Origin of the sequence: Rossellomorea vietnamensis (genome assembly GCF_008180415.1) — a bacterium.
Lineage (GTDB): Bacteria > Bacillota > Bacilli > Bacillales > Bacillaceae_B > Rossellomorea > Rossellomorea vietnamensis_C.
The window spans coordinates 1-18,724 of sequence record NZ_VTEI01000008.1 but is presented as its reverse complement, the minus strand read 5'-3'; the positions used below and the strand labels follow the sequence as shown (position 1 = coordinate 18,724).

The window sequence follows — 18,724 nt, the reverse complement described above, 5'->3', positions numbered from 1 at the left end:
GCTCCGACTCTTCATCAAATCCCACCTTATACAATCAGTAATTCCTCTATTTTATAGTTAGTCTACCATATACTGTATTTCCAAGACAGACAGAAAGCTGCCCTCTTGAGTACTTGAAACACTATATACAAATCACGTCATTACTCTTTTAAATTTTTTGAGATAATGCTCTATTAATATATGTTAACTCCTTATAAAAATGGGGAACTAGTATAGAGGAAGGTCTATCAGAGAAGTAAATGAAAAAGGAGTGGAATTTATGAATCAGAATCAATTAGATCGTATGAAGAATGGAAAAGGATTTATTGCCGCGCTGGACCAAAGCGGCGGCAGCACACCAAAAGCACTGGAAGCTTATGGCGTTATGGGAGATGCGTATTCGAATGAGGATGAGATGTTTGAACAGGTGCATACGATGCGCTCAAGAATCATCACATCTCCTGCATTCAGTTCAGAGCATATCCTTGGAGTCATTTTATTCGAGCAGACGATGGACAGCAAAGTAGAGGGTCAATATACAGCGGATTATCTGGCTGACCAAAACATTGTTCCCTTCTTAAAAGTGGATAAAGGACTAGCAGAAACAGAAAACGGCGTTCAGCTCATGAAGCCGAATCCCGATCTCGATGAGACCCTTCGCCGTGCGAATGAACGCAACATTTTTGGCACCAAAATGCGTTCGGTCATCCATGAACCGAATCAAGAAGGAATCAAAGCTGTGGTGGACCAGCAATTCGAAGTCGGCAAGAAAATCATCGCAGCAGGTTTAGTTCCTATCATTGAACCGGAAGTGGATATTAACAGCGAAAACAAGGAAGAATCCGAAGAAATCCTGCGGAAAGAGATCCTGCAGCAGCTGAATGGTCTGTCCGAAGATGAAAACGTGATGTTGAAGCTTACCCTTCCAACAAAGTCCAATGCCTACAAGGAATTGGTCGAGCATCCTCGCGTAGTAAGGGTCGTTGCCCTTTCCGGTGGATACTCTCGTGATGAAGCAAACGAGAAATTGAAAAAAAACGATGGGATGATTGCAAGCTTCTCCCGTGCACTTGCAGAAGAGTTGAGATTCAATCAATCCTCCCAAGATTTCGACGAAGCGATGAAGAGTGCCATTGAATCGATTTATGATGCATCTGTTAATAAAAAATAGAATGGTTTTGCCCCCAGCTTCCTGTGTGAAGCTGGGGGCTTTCTTTTTCAAACGTTGTATTTGTAAAGATTGTGGCTGTCAAATGTAATGCATTTCCGCTCCACTCCTCTTTCGGAAAAGCGGAGAAGGGTAATCAGCATTCAAAATCAACAACCTTTCAGAAAAGAGCTTTATTAAAGATAGCTAAATGTCTATTGCCTTAAACGTTAGCTATAGGAATCATCATTTCATTGAGGATCACTCTAGGTCTTATTAAAACTTATATTATACCTAATTCTTTTTGTCTTTTATGCTTAAACTCTATATAATCCTGTCCAAAGTTAGGATTCCTATTTTCAAATTTGCTCATGCCCTCTCCCCATCTTTTTAATTCATACTTGAATATCCCATTCTTAACTGTGGGATCATTTTCAATGAATTTTAATAAGTCATCTTCATTTTCTACATCTATGACAATTGCTCCGCCTGTTAAATCCTCAAAAGGACCAGCCAAAATAATATTGCCTTTATTATATTGTTCCTGAACATAAACTGCGTGTTCTGGCATAAAAGGTTGATTATGAAAATGTACCTCTTTTCTCCAATTAGTAGATGGAGTTAATAGAACTAAAAATCTCATTATTAAATCCCTCTTTCTTTTTGTAATTATTTTCACAACTTAATCGTTGAAAATTCCTATTACTGGTACCCAAGGATGTATATGAGCCACCAACTTGTTTTCAATAACCGCTGGATCATTTTTAATAATTTCTTCTATGTCCTTAATTTTTTCTGCCTCAACTATTACTAATCCCCCGAATTATCTTTATAAGGACCACCTGCCACTAACTTCTCCTGAAGATTTTCCACTAAATATTCTCTATGGGGAGTAAGCCCCTGTTCCCAGAATTGTTTACCTTTAATCCAACCTTCACCACCGCTATAATAAACAATAAATTTCATTATAGCCTCCTCCTTTTTTATGTGAAATAATTCACATAAAATATTAACATTATTTCTGTATATATTAAACAAATATTACTATTTTTTCATATCAGATAACCTTTTATTAGAAGAATTGAAACGTTTTAACCTGCTTTCATCTCCAAAAAATCTCTGGCACAGACACACCCATATCAAACAACACACTCATTATAAAAAAGATGAAGAATACTACAAGACAAATGGTTACAAATGTGGTTCCAAGGATGCCCATCTTATCATCAGCTTCTGTTTTATTCTTCTGTCTCTTTTTTCTATATAAGCCTTGCACTTTTCTAAGTTTTTGATTTTTATCTTGTTTTTCAGGATAGTCTTCTGCTTAAAGAAAGACGAATCAATGATAACAAATTCATTGAACTTAAAGCTGCCTTCCGAGGTACAGGAAGCAAGTTATCCTTCAAACGGCAAAGGCTGAGATCCATCTTCATCCGTAAAGCCATACTTCCTTGCCAAATCAGCGACCATAACTGCTTCACCAGAAATATTAGATACCTGGGAATCTGCTGCTAATGCTGCAACAGCAAGACCTACATACGCAGTGGTTTCCGTCGTTCCATCTTCTGGTCCATAACCTGAATCTATAACTCTTTCAGTACGCATCCAACCTGGACAGACAGCAATCGCTGAGACATCAAAGTCCTTCAATTCCTTTGCCATTACCAATGTCATTCGATTGATGGCATTCATGGCTAAGTCATAATATAAATTGCCTGCCACTCTATCTTTCATAAAGAAAGTGACATTTACAATCAACCCATTACGGTGCTGTGTCATCAGTGGTGCAGCATAACGAGTAGTCAGCAGGTAAGCCTGCGGACCGGCAACCATCATAGCATCCCAATGCTCCAGTGGGCGCTGCCAGAAAAGCCGTCCTTCTCCTGGGGGCAGCGAACTTTCAGAACCTCCAAATACACTATTGACGAGAATATCAATCCGTCCCTGTTCCCTTTCAATTTGATCAAACAGGTTTCTCACATCTTCGTCATTTGTATGGTCACACCGTATTGCGATGCCTTTGCCGCCCCGTGAAGTAACACCGGCAGCGGTTTCCTCAATCGTTTCTGGTCGATTATCGGTTGTCGCTCCTTTTACACTCCGACCTGTCACATATACTGTTGCTCCTGCCCTGCCCAACTCGAGAGCAATTCCCCTGCCCGCTCCACGTGATGCACCTGTCACAACAGCAATCTTTCCTTGCAATGGTTCCATTTATACTCCTCCACATCCACCCCTAAAAGGGTCACTACATTTAACAATATTCAACACAAATAGGCACTAATCCTTTAGGATAGGGGCCTTTAACCAAGTAAATGCTGACTGTTAGTTCAAGATGTTAACTCTTTCTAAGTAACCCATTGGTGAGCTGTTTTTACCCCTTCACTTGAATAACAAAAGAAATGATAGAAAAACTATCTCTCGTACATCCAATTCATAACGAGTGGAGGTAGAAATGAAAAAACTGTTGAGATTATTTGTAGTCTTTATGGTGATGAGTGTTCTTATTGGCTTTAAAAAACCAGAAATCCAATGATTTTTTTACATATTACTTCATGAACCTTTAAAGAAACTACCTCTTGTTTTCAATTATCCTAATATCTCTTATTGGATAATAAACAATATTGGTGGTACCTACAAGCTCTTCTTTAGGGATTGCTCCTATTTGTCTGCTATCTGTACTATTTCTTCTGTTACCTCCCATTACGAATAAATAACCTTCAGGTACAGTGGCCTTTCCAACAGCTGTATTCTCTAATTTAAATGGCTTAGTTAAATCCCCTTCAATGTTTTCTTTTTGCTTATCTAGAAATGGTTCTTTATAAGCCTTTCCATTAATGAATAGCGTGTCTTCTTTATACTCAATTCTATCACCAGGCAAACCGATAACACGTTTAATATAATCTTGCTCATCATTGGCATGAAAAACCACAATATCAAACCTCTCTGGTTCTCCTAATTTAGAGACAATCATTCTTTCCTGGTCGTGTAATATGGTGTTCATTGAAGCACCCTCGACTACGATTGGTGTAATTAAGAAAGTACGAACTATAAATACAATTATTAAGGCAAACCCCAATGCTTTTGCCCATTCTAATATCTCATTATTCTTTTCACCCACTCTTGATACTCCTCCCTTTATTTACTCTTCATTAAGCAAACCAGATTCTATAAGTTGACGCTTTCCATCTCACACTAAACCTATAATCATTTCCATCAAATTACACTTCAACTGATAAATGTCTTTATGTTGAATAAAAGTTCAATGATGCTGCCCGTTAGCTCAAATAAGAAAGGAGTGACCGCAACTAATTATGTTCAAAATGCTAAGTAGCTTTTTTGAAATAGTTTTTCTTATACCCACTAAGAAATTATTTTAGAATTTTCATATATTCTTTCTTCAATACGGAAAAAATGACAAAATCTAAAAATTCCCCTCTTTCGAAATAATAGTCTCTTAAATACCCCTCTTCTTTAAAATTACATTTTTCTAATAGCTTTCTCGAACGAATGTTACCTGGAGAAGTAAGAGCTTCAATTCGATTAAAGTCAAGATTGTTAAAGCCGAATTTAATAACTTCACTTAACGTCTCTCTCATTATTCCTTTTTGCCAATATTCTGGCGATAAACCGAATCCAACCTCCGCTTTGAAATCGTTCTTTTGCCAATTTTCAAAGCCACAAGTTCCGATAACACGATCTTCATCCTTAATCGTAATTGCCCATTTCATTCCTTTGTTAGTATCTATTCTCTCATTATGTATTCGGATAAGATTTTCAGCCTGCTCAACTTCAGTGAAGCATTCCGAGCCACTGAACTCAGCATACCTCTCATTAGAGAAATACTCGAATAAATCCGATGCATCAGTTGTTCTTAACCTTCTTAATAACAACCTTTCAGTCTTTATATCAGTAAATGTTTCCATAATGTATATCCTTTCAGTAGTATTATACTTTCTTATTCCACAAGCCTGCTCCGTTAATCCAATAACTTCAACAAAAGAAGCGTTAATCCTTCTTGGATCAACGCCCGCTTTAATGAAATGAATTTTACCCCTCGGTTAAACTCTTCCCTGTAATCAGCTCAAAGAATTCTTCTGCCTGCTCGTTATGAAAATACTCCCTTTTCAACTCTGTATCTGGTGAATTTTTATACACAGAAATTGAGTTATCTTGGCACCCTATCTATCATACTTACTCTAAAACTAACTACAATAAAACCCTAAACCCACCACATCTCAGAAGGCTGCTCTTCAATCAAAATAGATTTCAGATTTTTCACTGCACGCGCAAAGCCTTCTTCAATGGACATAATCGGGTCTTCGTGTTCGATGCTGACGACGTAATCATAGCCGAAGGTTCTTAATGCGCTCATCATGTCAGACCACTCCTGCAGGCTGTGGCCGCAGCCAACAGAGCGGAAGGACCATGCTCTTGACTGGATATTGCCGTATGGCTGCATGTCTGTCAGGCCGTACATGTTGACGTTGTCCTGGTCGATATAGGTATCTTTTGCATGGAAATGGTGAATGGCTCCTGCTTTTCCAAGGATTTTAATGGCTGCGACCGGGTCGATGCCCTGCCACCATAGATGGCTTGGATCGAGGTTGGCACCGATGGCGTCGCAGGTTTCTTCACGAAGCTTCAGCATTGTGTATGGGGTATGAACCAGGAATCCACCATGTAATTCTAGGCCGATTTTTACATTGTTTTCTTGAGCTAGTTTCCCCATCTCTTTCCAATAAGGAATCAGTTTTTCTTCCCACTGCCACTTCAGAATATCGCCATATTCGTTCGGCCATGGAGAGACCGGCCAGTTTGGATGCTTGGCGCCTTCGTGATCCCCTGCTGTTCCTGAAAAGCAATTAACGACTGGAACATTCATCAGCCCGGCAAGACGGATGGTCTTTTGAAGGGCGGCGTGAGATTCCTCCGCAAAAGCTTTTTCAGGGGAAATTGGATTTCCATGGCAGCTGAATGCACTGATTTCCAAGCCTCTTGAGGTTACTTTTTCAAGATACTCAGCGCGTTTTTCTTCACTTTTCAAAAGCGTGTCAAGGTCGCAATGTGCATTCCCTGGATATCCCCCAGTGCCGATTTCGACTGCATGCAGCCCAGCTTCTTTTACATAATCCAGCATTTCTTCAAAGTTCTTTTGCGAAAATAATACCGTAAATACTCCCAGTTTCATATATGGTTCCTCCTATTGCAATCTTATGCTTCCACCCTTTTCACTGCTTTGGTATATGGCTTCAATGATTTGGGATACTTTCATGGCTTCACTCGGTTTGACAACAAGTTCCTCGAATCCCAGGCAGCTTTTTATAAAATTTTCCGCTTGTGGGATGCCGGGGTCTTCTTCGCCCGGCACCCAGTCCGCGTTACTGCTGAGCAGCATGCCATGCTTCATTTGGTTTACATGAAGGGGAAACAGATCTAGGCCGCCCGTCAGCCCTGAGATGCTCATCACTTCTTCGTCCCTCTTCACATTTGCACTCCAGGATGTTTCAAACAGCATAGAGGCACCGTTATCAAATTTGATGTAGGCTGTCACATGGTCATCCACTTCAAAGTTTTCGCGGTCAAAGTCTCCCCACATGTTCACTTCATCAGCAATTTTGCTGAGCTTGTTATAGGTGGTACCGGTAACTTCTACAGGAGTTGGATTGCCAAGCAGCCATAGGGAGAGATCAAGGAAATGGCAGCCGTAATCGATCAGGCTTCCTCCTCCTTGAAGTTCCTTATTGGTGAATACACCCCAGCCGGGCACTTTTCGGCGGCGGATGGCCCTGGCCCTGGCGACAATCGGCTCTCCAATTTCATTCTGGTCAATCAGTCTTTTAGCGGCCTGGCTTTCTTTCATGAAGCGGTAGTGGTAGGCGATGCTTAAGACTTTTCCGGGCTTCTCCGCCGCATCGATCATCGCCTGGCATTCTTCGGGAGTCATCGCCATCGGTTTTTCACAGAAAACGTGAACTCCGGCATTTAAAGCGGCGATGGCAATTTCTGCATGAAACTTGTTTGGTGTGCAGATTGTAACCGCATCTATATGAGGAAACATGTCATGATAGTCACTGAATACTTGCGGGATACCGAAGTGTTCAGCAGCCTCTTCCGCGCGCTGTGTATTGATGTCACTGACGGCTTCGACAGTAACTATATCCTGAAGTTTTTGATAAGCAGGGATGTGGCGTGACTGAGCAATTCCGCCGACACCGATCATCCCCATTCGAAGTTTTGTCATAGCTGTATACACCTCAATCAGATTTTTACGATTCGTTTCGTTTCATTTGATTCCAGGGCAGCAAGAACCACCTGCAGAGACTTCATGCCTTCTTCCCCTGTTACAGCCGGTTCTGTATCCTCGACGATAGATTTTACGAACTGCTCAATGACGCGGGAACTTTTTTGGCCGCCTTCTTCATTGGTCTGAATACCGCCAAGCTCATATTTCACGACTTCTCCGTTCACATACTGGACGACGAGTGAATGGACTGGATCATCTTCCAGTCGCAGGATGGCCTTCTCTCCATAGATAATCGTTGAGTTATCTTCTTTTGAAACATACGACCAGCTGGCGGCAAGGGTGCCAATAATCCCGCTTTCTGTTTTCAATACACAAACAGCTGTATCATCCACATCGGCCTTTTCCTTTGAGCTGGTTTCAATGAAGGAACCGACTTCGGAAAACTCTTCACCAAGAATATAGCGAAGCAGATCTGTTTTATGTACTCCGAGATCTCCCATGGCACCGATGAAAGCTTCATCCTTCTTGAAGAACCAGCTGTCCTTGCCATCTGCGCTCCAGCCTTCAGGACCGCCATGGCCGAAAGCAGAACGGAAGCTGTAAATTTTACCGATTTCACCGTTTTCAATCAGCTTTTTCGCCTTTTCGTGTGAAGGAACAAAACGCTGATTATGCGCGATCATCAGCTTCTTGCCTGCCGCTTCTGCTGCTCCGATCATCTCTTCTGCTTCTGCAGTCGATGTAGCCATTGGTTTTTCACAGAGGACATGCTTCCCTGCTTTCAGTGTAGCCACCGAGATTGGGGCATGAAGGTAGTTTGGTGTGCAGACGCTGACAGCATCCACTTCCTCATTGGCCAGCAGTTCTTCATACTCTGTATAGGCACGGGCTCCGTACTTTTGAGCGATTTCTTCTGCTCTTTCTTTGACAATATCGCATACAGCCGTAATCTCAACAAGTTCGCTATTCCCATATTCAGGCAGGTGGCGGTGCTGAGCAATGCTCCCGCAGCCAATTACCGCAATTTTAATTCTGTTCATTTCATTTCCTCCTAGCTTTAGTTTGTGCCTTTAATTGTTTCAAGCGGCTGCGCATTTCCGTAGACAGGTCTTTCACGCTTCACTGGCGCAGCCCAGTTAACAGCATTGACAATGACCTTTTGAACTTCTTTGTTGTAGTAGGTAGGGTACGTTTCATGGCCAGGGCGGAAATAGAATACCTTGCCGTTGCCGCGCCTGTAGGTGCATCCGCTGCGGAACACTTCTCCGCCTTCGAACCAGCTGACCATCACGAGCTCATCCGGGGCCGGTATATCGAAGTGCTCACCGTACATTTCTTCTCTTTCAAGCTCAATGTATTCTCCGAGGCCTTCAGCGATCGGATGGCTTGGATCAACCATCCAGATACGCTCCTTCTCATTGGCTTCCCTCCACTTAAGATCACAGGAAGTACCCATCAATGTTTTGAAGATCTTTGAGAAATGGCCGGAGTGGAGAACAATCAGTCCCATCCCGTCCAGTACTCGCTGCGTTACTTTCTCCACCACTGCATCGGAGACTTCTTCATGGGCGATATGTCCCCACCAAAGCAGGACATCTGTGTTTGACAGGACTTCTTCTGTCAAACCGTGCTGGTCTTCATCGAGAGTCGCAGTTTTAACATTGAACGGTTCCTCTCCCAAAAATGAGGCGATGGCTCCGTGGATGCCTTCTGGATAAAGATCGCGGACGGTCTGGTTTTTCTGTTCATGTCTGTTTTCATTCCATACTGTAACGTTAATCATTTCTGATACCTCCAAAGTTTATATTTTTCCGGAAAGAGACTGCCTGAATTCATTAGGCGTGACTCCTTCTTGTTTTTTAAACACCTTGCTGAAGTACTTTTCATTCTGATAGCCGACTCCATAGGCCACTTCATAGATTTTCAGATGAGAATTTTCAAGCAGCTTCTTGGCTCTGTCCATTCTAATACTCGTCAAGTAGTCCGTGATAGTTGTCTTATAATCCTGCTTGAATTTCCTCGAAATGTATTCCCTGCTGAGATAGAAGCGGTCGGCAATCTCCTGAAGTGTGATGTCTTCCTGGTAATGCTGCTGCAAATACTCTTCAATTTGCTGCATGCTGTTCTTTTCTGTCTGGTATTTTGCCTGAGACAGCAGCTCCACAAGTTCCTTGAATTCTGCCGCTTTCTCCCTTTTAAACTTCTCAGGAGAAAAACTACCGTCTTCACTCCAATAATCCCGCCCAGTATAAAATGGGCCGTCACTGTCAATCTTGTATTCTTTCAGCCAGTTATTTCTCAGTAAATTGAACTGAGTCTCCCATGCTGAAACTTGCTGCAGCGAAAAAGTATGCTCTTTTTCCAGAGAGGTAAATAGAGTCCTGAGCTGCGCATCGACTTGTTCCATACTGCCTGAACGCAATGCCCACTTCAGCTCATTTGAATGATCCAGGAGATGAAGAAGGGTGCTGCTTGTCATTTCTTCCAGGGTCGCTATTTTCTTTGAAGATGTAAGGTCATGTTTCAGTAACACCCGATGAGCGGTATCATATGCCTTTTTAAGGTCCGCCGTGGTTTTGCCGGAAGCCAGAAGCGGGTGAACCTTGCTGTATTGATAGATGGCCCTCACAATATCATTAAAGATAAGAGTACCGTTCTGCTGGTTCCATATGATGATCACTAATTCTTCTTCATTGTCGAGGTTCCGGAAACAAACCCCCTCATTGGTTTTCCTTACTATTTCATTGGCAATGTTGCTCACGGTGAAAAATGCCAGTTCCCGGTCTCCCAGCAAGGCTGTCTTCACCAGCTGCTGGATCGGTATCAGGGCTATCTTCTTCTGCTTATTGGCGATCGAGAGGCCAAACTCTTTTCTGATTTTATAATCTTCCGCAGCCGAAACTTCTTGTGACTGGCACAGTTTGGAGAAGAAACGGTCCCAATAAAGAGGCTTTACTTCATTCAAAACCTGATTCTCTTCCGCTTGTGTTTTCCTTGAAAGTGCCTGATCCTTCCACTCTCTCACCGCTTTTCCCAAGGTCTCATTCAATACCTCCGGTTCAATTGGCTTCAAGATATAGTCAAAGCTTTTATAATAGAGGGCATTCCTCATATACTCAAAATCATCGTGGCCGCTGACGACGATGGTCTTACTATTGTTCTCAGCTGAATGCAGCCATTTTAAAAGACTGATCCCATCCCTTCGCGGCATCCTCATATCTGTAAAAATAATCTCAGGGCGGTGTTCCTTAATCACCTCGACGGCTTCCTCTCCATCTTCCGCTTCCAAAATGGTATCTATTCCGTGGATTTCCCACTGTGCCAGCAGGATCAATCCTTCCCTGACATGCTTTTCATCATCCACGATGAGTGCTTTCATGAGTCTCACCCTCCATCTCAGCCGGCAGCCTCATGGTAACCATAAAGCCCCCTCCTTCTATATTCTGAAAATCAAGGCTTGCCTCACAATCATAGTAAAGCTTCAATCTCATATACACATTCTTTAAGCCTATGCTTGTATCCCCGCCAGTCTTGTTCTTCGCACTGGTTTGAAAGTGGGCACGAATCTTTTTCAGCCTTTCTTCTGTGACCCCTGCCCCATTATCCTGGATTTCGATCACCAGGTATTCTTGTTCTCTACTACACTTCAACTTTAGTATCCCTGTTCCCTCCCTGATATCGAAACCATGTTTGAAATAGTTTTCAATAACAGGCTGAAGCAGCATTTTAGGCACTTTTGCTTCCCAGATGCTTTCATCTACCTCAACCGAATAATGGAGGTGTTCGCCAAATCTCTCTTTTTGCAGTAGAAGGTAGGCGTTTGTGTAATTGATTTCTTTCCTCAGTGTCACTATGTCTTCTTCCATATTCATCCCGTACCTCATGATTTTAGAAAGATGTGTAAGCAGCGTATAAATTTGGGGAACTTTATTTTTCAAGGCGATTGTGCCTATGGACTGAAAAGCATTATATAAAAAGTGCGGGTTGATTTGGGATTGCAGCACCTTCAACTGGTTTGTCTTATTTTCCAATTCCAGCTTGTATTCTCTGTTAATCAGATGATTGACCCTGGTGATCATCTCCTGGAAGCGAGACCCCAGCATCCCGATTTCATCCGTGCCAAAAGACTGAGATTCTATCTTCATGTCTCCCTCTTCGACTTTTTGGATATTATGAAGCAGCACTCTGATCGGTGAGGTAATTTTAAAGGAAACGAACAGGACTGACAGGATCACAAGAGTCAGGCCGATAACGCCGAACATGATATTGATTTTCGCCACACTAAAAGCGCTTTCGTAAAGATGAGCGTAAGACACCCTTTTGACTAGAATCCATCCGCCGGCAGACGGAGAAAGCCTGTCATACATCATCACCCCGCTGAAAGAGTCTTCCTTCCACTCAAGAGTGCCGGAGGTTTCTTTTCCTTCCACAATCTCCGGAATCCATTCCTGGCTCTTCTGATTGCGCGAAATATCGCTGTTTGAACTGTAGATCAGTTCTCCCTCCGACGTCAGGAGATAGAATTCCTCAGTATCGGCATTATATAGATTCCTGCTGAGATCCACGATTTTTTCAGGGGCAATGTCCAGTGAAATATACCCAAGAACTTCATCATCCGGGACATTAGTGAAAGCCCTGTGTATCTTCACAATATTTTTAGAAGTTTTTCCCGTGTTTGCCTGCTGGGTGTAAGCAGGCTCAATGTACATATTGTAGGGGCTGAGCCTGGCATTCGTGAAAGCCTCATTCCTGGAATCATTTTTTCTGTCTGAAAAGACCACAGTGGAATGTTTAGTTGCCGAAACGACCCGGTCATCCTCAGCAAAAGAAATACGGACACCTCTGATTGTGTCTTCTGAATATAGAATCGTTTGCACGACGTTTTTGACAATCCCTATGGTAAGGTAATTGCTTTCATATCCCGGCGACCTCATATAGTTAATGAAATCTGGATTATTGTAGAGTGAAATGGTCAGGCCATTCAATTCATTGACGTAGCTTTCTAAGTTGACTTTCCCCTGATAAAGAAGATTGCTGCTTTCCTCGACGACCTCTTCTTCTATTGAATCCTTGGTATATAAATATGTAATGATAATGGAGCTTCCAAAGGGAATAATTGTCGTCAGCATCAGCAGGACAATCAGTTTATTCCGGATACTGTTCTTGAGCATAAGGGTGGTCCTCCAAGTCTCTCATATACACTAGTATAGTGCGTATCCCCAAACGAATGAAAGCGTTTTTTCAGAAAGCTTCTGCCGGTTCATATAGAAATAGAAAGCATGTCTTTTGAAGACATGCTTTCTATTTAGATGCTTACTTCAAGTTATCCCAAGACTTCTGGAATCTTTCCAGCAATGTATCATAGTCGATTTTCCCAGCTGCGTATTCCTGAATAGCTGCAGCGAATTCTTTATTCGCTCCATCCGGCCATCTGAACCAAGTCCAAGGAATGGTTTTTTCCTCTTTAGAGTACTCAAGGATAGACTGTCCAAGGTCACCAAGACCTTCAGGCTCAATGTTATCGAATGCTGGAATGAAGGCGAATTCTTCAGTGATATAGCGTTTGCCTGTTTCAGAAGAAACCATCCATTCCAAGAATGTTTTCGCTTCTTCAAGATGCTCAGAGTTCTTATTCAGCACCCAGTTATTCGGTACTCCTACAGGCAGGCGGTCTGCGCTCCTTTCATCGTTGCTGTTCGGGATTGGCAGGAAGCCCATGTTGATTTCAGGATCAATTTCAGTGATCATGTTTTCAGTCCAGTTACCCTGTTGAAGCATAGCTGTTTCACCCGAAGCAAATAGAGTGACTTGTGTATTATAGTCAGTTGTTAATGGGTTGTCGTTTGCATATTTAAGCTCAGTATCAAGAACTTCTTTAAATTCCTTGAACTTCTCATTTCCTGTGATTTTTTCAGATCCATCATAGAGTCCTTCAATGAAAGCAACTGGATCATCCTGCTGAGCAAATGGGATGTTCAGCAAATGCTGCCCGATTACCCACCACTCGCCATATCCTGCAGAAAATGGAGTGATTCTAGCAGCTTTCAATTTTTCAGATGCATCTTTCAATTCATCGATTGTCGCAGGAGCTTCTGTAATCCCTGCTTCTTCAAAAAGGTCTTTGTTATACACAAAGCCATATCCTTCAAGGTTTACAGGCATACCATAAAGCTTGCCGTCTTCATCTGTCATAGGGACTTTGCCAATAGGAAGAACATGCTCTACCCAAGGCTCATCCGATAGATCCGCCAATTTTTCTTTCCAAAGTTCAAGTTCTTTGAAGCCGCCGTTGTTGAAAATATCCGGCTCTTCTCCTGATGCAAATTTAGCCTTAAGAGCTGCACCGTAATCTGCACCGCCGCCGACTGTTTCAAGCTTTACTTTGATATTTGGATGCTCAGCCTCGAATTCTTTAATCATTTCCGCAAGCTGGTCGGCAATTTCCACCTTAAATTGGAAGAAGTTTAGTGTAACCACTTCATCTTCATTTCCTGAATCAGAATTTCCATTGGAATTACCTGAAGTGTTTTCAGAAGAGCATCCGGCAGCAATACCGAATACGAAAACTAAAGACATACATAAAAGCAGAAAACGTTTCATAAAAATTTTAACCTCCCTGGTATTAATTCATATTTTATATAAATTCCTGGATATTACCAGGAACTTTATATCTACTTAATAGAACCTGCAGCAATTCCTTTAATGATATGTTTCTGTAAGAACAGGAAGAAAATGATAACGGGCGTGATTCCAAGAACCAATGCCGCAAGTCCCATATCCCACTGTTTTGTATATTGAGCAAAGAAAGAACTCGCTGCCAAAGGAATCGTCCTTAACTCCGCATCTTGCAGAACCAGCAAAGGAAGCAGGTAATCGTTCCAGATCCATAAGGTGTTCAAAATGATCACTGTAACGGTAATCGGCTTTAGAAGCGGGAATACAATTCTCCAAAACACTCCAAATGGACTGCAGCCATCAATCATCGCAGATTCCTCGATTTCTATTGGTACTGTTTTAACAAAACCGTGGAATAGAAACAATGACAGAGGTACTCCAAAACCGAAATACATAATGATTAATCCAAGAATGCTGTTGGTCAGATGCAGAGCACCGCCCAGTTTCATAAGAGGAATCATGACGGTCTGGAATGGAATGACCATGGCAGACACAAAGACCACAAACAGCACCTTACTAAACCTGCCTGGTGTCCTAACCATCTTCCAGGCAGCCATTGAACTGATAAGCACCAGACCGATATTACTGAAAACGGTGATGACCAGAGAGTTCCAAAACGCTCTTGGAAAGTTGATGATCTCCCACACCTTTGCGTAGTTGGAAAACAGAAATTCTTCCGGCCATGCAGCTGCATCAATTAATATTGCTGCAAAAGGCTTGACCGAGTTGATCAGCACAAAGTAAAAGGGAACCAGGAAAATAAGTCCTACAATAATACCGATGATTTCAAGTACAAAAGTTCTTTTGGTATAACGGCTGCCCATTATGCCTCAACCTCCTTCTTCTTTGTCAGCATCACTTGAACCGTTGTGAAAACGGCCACAACCACAAAGAATAAGATGGATTTCGCTGTACCCAAGCCATAACGGTTATTCTGGAACGCTTCCTGATAGATATTAATGGCCACTGACTGTGTCGAATTGAAAGGTCCGCCGCCAGTCAGGGAAATATTGAGATCAAATATCTTGAAGGCCATTGAAATCGTCAAGAAGAAACAAATCGTAAATGCCGGCAATATTAACGGGATAATGATCTTTGTTAAAATTGCCCACGCTGATGCTCCATCAATTTTAGCTGCCTCCAGAAGTGAATTATCAACTCCCTGCAAAGCGGCAACATAGATGACCATCATGTATCCACTTATCTGCCAGGCAAAGACAATCACTATTCCCCAGAAAGCAGTGTTCTCATCACCCAGCCATGGCATTTCGAAAAAACCGATACCTGTCATATTTCCAATCGCGGCAAACCCTTTTACAAAAATGAACTGCCAGATGAATCCCAGCAGCAATCCGCCAATAACATTAGGAATGAAGAAAACCGTTCTCAATATATTTCTAGTTTTCAAGGCTGCATTAAGCATCAGCGCAAAGCTGAACCCTATCAGGTTACTAATCACAACAGCTGCTAACATAAACAAAGTTGTAAATTTAAATGATTCATAGAAAGCCGGGTCATTGGTGAAAATTTTGATATAATTTTCAATTCCAACCCACTGCACAGCTGAACTGACTCCATTCCATGAAGTAAAAGAATAATAAAGACCCATTAAAAATGGCACAATCTGAATCACCAGGAAAAACAGCAATGCTGGTCCCACAAAGGCTGCATAGGTCAGTATGCTCTTATACCTTTTCTTCTTCATGGATGCCGTTTTGATCTGTATCTCCGGACCCACTGGCCCTGTCTCAATCTTTGTCTCCACCGGTATCACCGCCTGACTTAATACTTTCCTAAAGTATAATGGAAGCGCTTTCTTAAAAGGGTATACTGAATTGACAAAGAAGGGGCAAAATTTTGATTACTTACAATCAACTACAATAAAAGAGCTGATCTTCCCCGATTAGAGAGAAAACTCTTAGTATCCGTGGATTTCCGAAAGCAACAATATATGCGAATAGAGCCATTTTTAAAATGTAATTACCTTACAAGACTTCTAATTTGATAAGAGCAACTCGTTACTGTTCCTGATTCAAAAAGCGGTACTTAACTTCGACCTATTTAGGAATCATCTTTCCACCCGCGGCAAGCAACTGTTCTCAACAAATGAAACTAGGCACACGCTGGTCCAAAAGGAGATCTTAAATGTTCCTAATTGGCGCTGCATTAAAGTTAAAAGTGGTAATATAAACACTTTATGCTCATCCTTCGTATTAAACGTTTCCAGCATAATCGTAAGCATCAAAAGAACAATATCCTCCAATTTAATAAATATAAAAAAAGAACACAAAAAAGCCTTTCTCAATTTGAGAAAGGCTTGTGTATGTATGTATGGAGCGGGTGAAGGGAATCGAACCCTCATCATCAGCTTGGAAGGCTGAGGTTTTACCACTAAACTACACCCGCAATATACATATGGTACCGGTGGCCGGGGTCGAACCGGCACTCCAGAAGGAACACGATTTTGAGTCGTGCGCGTCTGCCAATTCCGCCACACCGGCAAGTGTTTGGAGGCGGCAACCGGATTTGAACCGGTGATAGAGGTTTTGCAGACCTCTGCCTTACCACTTGGCTATGCCGCCATTGGAGCGGAAGACGGGATTCGAACCCGCGACCCCCACCTTGGCAAGGTGGTGTTCTACCACTGAACTACTTCCGCAAATTGGCTGGGCTAGCTGGATTCGAACCAACGCATGTCGCAGTCAAAGTGCGATGCCTTACCGCTTGGCTATAGCCCACTGATATATTATATGCAGCTATGAAGTAATGGGTGAAAACTTATGGGGCGACTGATGGGAATCGAACCCACGAATGTCGGAACCACAATCCGATGCGTTAACCACTTCGCCACAATCGCCACAAGTTAAATTGGCAGGGGTAGTAGGAATCGAACCCACACTGGAGGTTTTGGAGACCTCTGTTCTACCTTTAAACTATACCCCTATGAAATTATCTTTTATTGATCTTACTTTGCCTAGTAAGAGATGGTGGAGGGGGGCAGATTCGAACTGCCGAACCCGAAGGAGCGGATTTACAGTCCGCCGCGTTTAGCCACTTCGCTACCCCTCCAAATATCCCGATGGTGCCGGCAAGAGGACTTGAACCCCCAACCTACTGATTACAAGTCAGTTGCTCTACCAGTTGAGCTACACCGGCAATCTGGAAAATGGTGGCTCAGGACGGAATCGAACCGCCGACACATGGATTTTCAGTCCATTGCTCTACCAACTGAGCTACTGAGCCTTATTAGTTTCGGCTTCCGCTAAGCTGCGAATTTCTTCGTCAGCGCCTTCGCTCACATCCTCACGCACCTGTCAGTGCGCTCCGGTGTTCACTCAGTTGCTTCCTTGAACTTCTTGCTTATCGAAACCCTCTTAGTTTGAGCTTAGTTTTTTTTGAAATTGTATTTGTTAATTTTAAAATGGCGGTCCGGACGGGACTCGAACCCGCGACCTCCTGCGTGACAGGCAGGCATTCTAACCAACTGAACTACCGGACCAGAGATTTTTGACGTTAGTCAAAATATCTTTTTACTACTTGACGTAAGTCAAATGGTATTGCGGGGGCAGGATTTGAACCTGCGACCTTCGGGTTATGAGCCCGACGAGCTACCGAACTGCTCCACCCCGCGACAATATAATGTAGTTTTTTACTCCGCTTCGTTTCGTAAAAAACATGGTGGAGGATGACGGGATCGAACCGCCGACCCTCTGCTTGTAAGGCAGATGCTCTCCCAGCTGAGCTAATCCTCCGTGAATTTAACAAGCACTTATGTATGCTTGATGATTACTTGCTTCGTAAAAAACCTGGTGACCCATACGGGATTCGAACCCGTGTTACCGCCGTGAAAGGGCGGTGTCTTAACCGCTTGACCAATGGGCCTTAAAGTTATAATGGCGGAGAGCAAGGGATTTGAACCCTTGAGACAGGGTTACCCGCCTACACGATTTCCAATCGTGCTCCTTCGGCCACTCGGACAGCTCTCCATTATTGGCTCCGCAGGCAGGACTCGAACCTGCGACCGATCGGTTAACAGCCGATAGCTCTACCACTGAGCTACTGCGGAATAATACTAAGCCTGGCGACGTCCTACTCTCACAGGGGGAGATCCCCCAACTACCATCGGCGCTGAAGAGCTTAACTTCCGTGTTCGGCATGGGAACGGGTGTGACCTCTTCGCCTTAGTCACCAGACGTTGTCTTTTTAGGGACAAGTTCTATTATAACGAGTTTTATAATTTTTGCAAGTGTTTTTTGAAAAAAATTATTCACTCAAAACTAGATAAAGTATTAGAAGAAAGAAGAAAGTATTCCGAGTTTCGCTGCATTTTGCAATCCAACTCCGGCGGCTAGAGGATCGGGGTCATATGCCTGTCGCCTCTGTTCAAGCCGCCTGTGCTTTTTACTGTGGTTAAGTCCTCGATCGATTAGTATCTGTCAGCTGCACGTGTCGCCACGCTTCCACCTCAGACCTATCTACCTGATCATCTTTCAGGGATCTTACTCACATAAAGTGATGGGAAATCTCATCTCGAGGGGGGCTTCATGCTTAGATGCTTTCAGCACTTATCCCTTCCGCACATAGCTACCCAGCGATGCCTTTGGCAAGACAACTGGTACACCAGCGGTGCGTCCATCCCGGTCCTCTCGTACTAAGGACAGCTCCTCTCAAATTTT

Annotated in this window: 15 protein-coding genes, 16 tRNA genes and 2 rRNA genes; 1 reads left to right on the top strand and 32 read right to left on the bottom strand. The window is 42.9% G+C overall.

What is annotated here, in order from left to right:
• The first annotated feature begins 259 nt into the window (after window positions 1–259).
• On the top strand, window positions 260–1,150 hold the full coding sequence (locus FZC78_RS15450; protein WP_148940904.1) for a fructose bisphosphate aldolase: 891 nt from the start codon (window positions 260–262) through the stop codon (window positions 1,148–1,150).
• A gap of 259 nt (window positions 1,151–1,409) precedes the next feature.
• Here FZC78_RS15450 and FZC78_RS15445 read toward each other — a convergent pair whose 3' ends face one another.
• The 32 genes from FZC78_RS15445 to FZC78_RS15290 all read right to left on the bottom strand — a co-directional run.
• On the bottom strand, window positions 1,410–1,769 hold the full coding sequence (locus FZC78_RS15445) for a YciI family protein (RefSeq protein ID WP_148940902.1): 360 nt from the start codon (window positions 1,767–1,769) through the stop codon (window positions 1,410–1,412).
• A 167-nt stretch (window positions 1,770–1,936) separates the two neighbouring features.
• Window positions 1,937–2,092 (bottom strand): hypothetical protein, encoded by a 156-nt coding sequence (locus tag FZC78_RS24335; RefSeq protein WP_252183639.1) that lies wholly within the window; start codon window positions 2,090–2,092, stop codon window positions 1,937–1,939.
• Window positions 2,093–2,521: 429 nt separating this feature from the next.
• Window positions 2,522–3,340, bottom strand: coding sequence for an SDR family NAD(P)-dependent oxidoreductase (locus FZC78_RS15435; protein ID WP_148940900.1), 819 nt, complete (start codon window positions 3,338–3,340; stop codon window positions 2,522–2,524).
• A gap of 358 nt (window positions 3,341–3,698) precedes the next feature.
• Complete coding sequence (lepB, locus tag FZC78_RS15430; protein ID WP_148940898.1) at window positions 3,699–4,247, bottom strand: signal peptidase I; 549 nt, start codon at window positions 4,245–4,247, stop codon at window positions 3,699–3,701.
• A gap of 250 nt (window positions 4,248–4,497) precedes the next feature.
• Window positions 4,498–5,052 (bottom strand): GNAT family N-acetyltransferase, encoded by a 555-nt coding sequence (locus FZC78_RS15425; protein ID WP_148940897.1) that lies wholly within the window; start codon window positions 5,050–5,052, stop codon window positions 4,498–4,500.
• Between the two features lie 296 nt (window positions 5,053–5,348).
• A complete protein-coding gene (locus FZC78_RS15420) occupies window positions 5,349–6,317 on the bottom strand; it encodes a sugar phosphate isomerase/epimerase family protein (protein ID WP_148940895.1) in 969 nt (322 codons plus the stop codon).
• Between the two features lie 12 nt (window positions 6,318–6,329).
• A complete protein-coding gene (locus FZC78_RS15415; RefSeq protein WP_148940893.1) occupies window positions 6,330–7,370 on the bottom strand; it encodes a Gfo/Idh/MocA family protein in 1,041 nt (346 codons plus the stop codon).
• Between the two features lie 17 nt (window positions 7,371–7,387).
• Window positions 7,388–8,413 (bottom strand): Gfo/Idh/MocA family protein, encoded by a 1,026-nt coding sequence (locus FZC78_RS15410; RefSeq protein WP_148940891.1) that lies wholly within the window; start codon window positions 8,411–8,413, stop codon window positions 7,388–7,390.
• Between the two features lie 17 nt (window positions 8,414–8,430).
• Window positions 8,431–9,156, bottom strand: coding sequence for a ThuA domain-containing protein (locus FZC78_RS15405; protein WP_148940890.1), 726 nt, complete (start codon window positions 9,154–9,156; stop codon window positions 8,431–8,433).
• Window positions 9,157–9,174: 18 nt separating this feature from the next.
• The gene (locus tag FZC78_RS15400; RefSeq protein WP_148940888.1) at window positions 9,175–10,752 is read right to left on the bottom strand and encodes a response regulator transcription factor; all 1,578 of its coding nucleotides are present in this window, start codon (window positions 10,750–10,752) and stop codon (window positions 9,175–9,177) included.
• Window positions 10,730–12,544 carry a cache domain-containing sensor histidine kinase gene (locus tag FZC78_RS15395; protein ID WP_148940886.1) on the bottom strand — a complete coding sequence of 605 codons (1,815 nt, stop codon included), beginning with the start codon at window positions 12,542–12,544 and terminating at the stop codon, window positions 10,730–10,732. The genes FZC78_RS15400 and FZC78_RS15395 overlap by 23 nt, the downstream gene beginning before the upstream one ends.
• 142 nt (window positions 12,545–12,686) lie before the next feature.
• The gene (locus tag FZC78_RS15390) at window positions 12,687–13,973 is read right to left on the bottom strand and encodes an ABC transporter substrate-binding protein (protein ID WP_148940885.1); all 1,287 of its coding nucleotides are present in this window, start codon (window positions 13,971–13,973) and stop codon (window positions 12,687–12,689) included.
• Window positions 13,974–14,044: 71 nt separating this feature from the next.
• Window positions 14,045–14,872 (bottom strand): carbohydrate ABC transporter permease, encoded by an 828-nt coding sequence (locus FZC78_RS15385; protein WP_148940883.1) that lies wholly within the window; start codon window positions 14,870–14,872, stop codon window positions 14,045–14,047.
• Complete coding sequence (locus tag FZC78_RS15380; protein ID WP_148940881.1) at window positions 14,872–15,813, bottom strand: carbohydrate ABC transporter permease; 942 nt, start codon at window positions 15,811–15,813, stop codon at window positions 14,872–14,874. The genes FZC78_RS15385 and FZC78_RS15380 overlap by 1 nt, the downstream gene beginning before the upstream one ends.
• Before the next feature lie 567 nt (window positions 15,814–16,380).
• Window positions 16,381–16,454 (bottom strand) — tRNA-Gly (locus tag FZC78_RS15375).
• Between the two features lie 10 nt (window positions 16,455–16,464).
• Window positions 16,465–16,549, bottom strand: a tRNA-Leu gene (locus FZC78_RS15370).
• A 7-nt stretch (window positions 16,550–16,556) separates the two neighbouring features.
• Window positions 16,557–16,630: transfer RNA gene (locus tag FZC78_RS15365), tRNA-Cys, on the bottom strand.
• A 2-nt stretch (window positions 16,631–16,632) separates the two neighbouring features.
• A tRNA-Gly gene (locus FZC78_RS15360) sits at window positions 16,633–16,707 on the bottom strand.
• 4 nt (window positions 16,708–16,711) lie between these two features.
• A tRNA-Gln gene (locus FZC78_RS15355) sits at window positions 16,712–16,786 on the bottom strand.
• A 43-nt stretch (window positions 16,787–16,829) separates the two neighbouring features.
• Window positions 16,830–16,905, bottom strand: a tRNA-His gene (locus FZC78_RS15350).
• A 12-nt stretch (window positions 16,906–16,917) separates the two neighbouring features.
• Window positions 16,918–16,991: transfer RNA gene (locus tag FZC78_RS15345), tRNA-Trp, on the bottom strand.
• A 42-nt stretch (window positions 16,992–17,033) separates the two neighbouring features.
• Window positions 17,034–17,117, bottom strand: a tRNA-Tyr gene (locus tag FZC78_RS15340).
• 11 nt (window positions 17,118–17,128) lie between these two features.
• Window positions 17,129–17,204: transfer RNA gene (locus FZC78_RS15335), tRNA-Thr, on the bottom strand.
• 11 nt (window positions 17,205–17,215) lie between these two features.
• Window positions 17,216–17,291: transfer RNA gene (locus tag FZC78_RS15330), tRNA-Phe, on the bottom strand.
• Between the two features lie 179 nt (window positions 17,292–17,470).
• A tRNA-Asp gene (locus tag FZC78_RS15325) sits at window positions 17,471–17,547 on the bottom strand.
• A 58-nt stretch (window positions 17,548–17,605) separates the two neighbouring features.
• Window positions 17,606–17,679 (bottom strand) — tRNA-Met (locus FZC78_RS15320).
• 45 nt (window positions 17,680–17,724) lie between these two features.
• A tRNA-Val gene (locus FZC78_RS15315) sits at window positions 17,725–17,800 on the bottom strand.
• A gap of 55 nt (window positions 17,801–17,855) precedes the next feature.
• Window positions 17,856–17,930 (bottom strand) — tRNA-Glu (locus tag FZC78_RS15310).
• Between the two features lie 12 nt (window positions 17,931–17,942).
• Window positions 17,943–18,034: transfer RNA gene (locus tag FZC78_RS15305), tRNA-Ser, on the bottom strand.
• 5 nt (window positions 18,035–18,039) lie between these two features.
• A tRNA-Asn gene (locus tag FZC78_RS15300) sits at window positions 18,040–18,114 on the bottom strand.
• 10 nt (window positions 18,115–18,124) lie between these two features.
• A 5S ribosomal RNA gene (rrf, locus tag FZC78_RS15295) occupies window positions 18,125–18,241 on the bottom strand.
• A 213-nt stretch (window positions 18,242–18,454) separates the two neighbouring features.
• Window positions 18,455–18,724 (bottom strand): 23S ribosomal RNA (locus FZC78_RS15290); the annotation flags it as partial.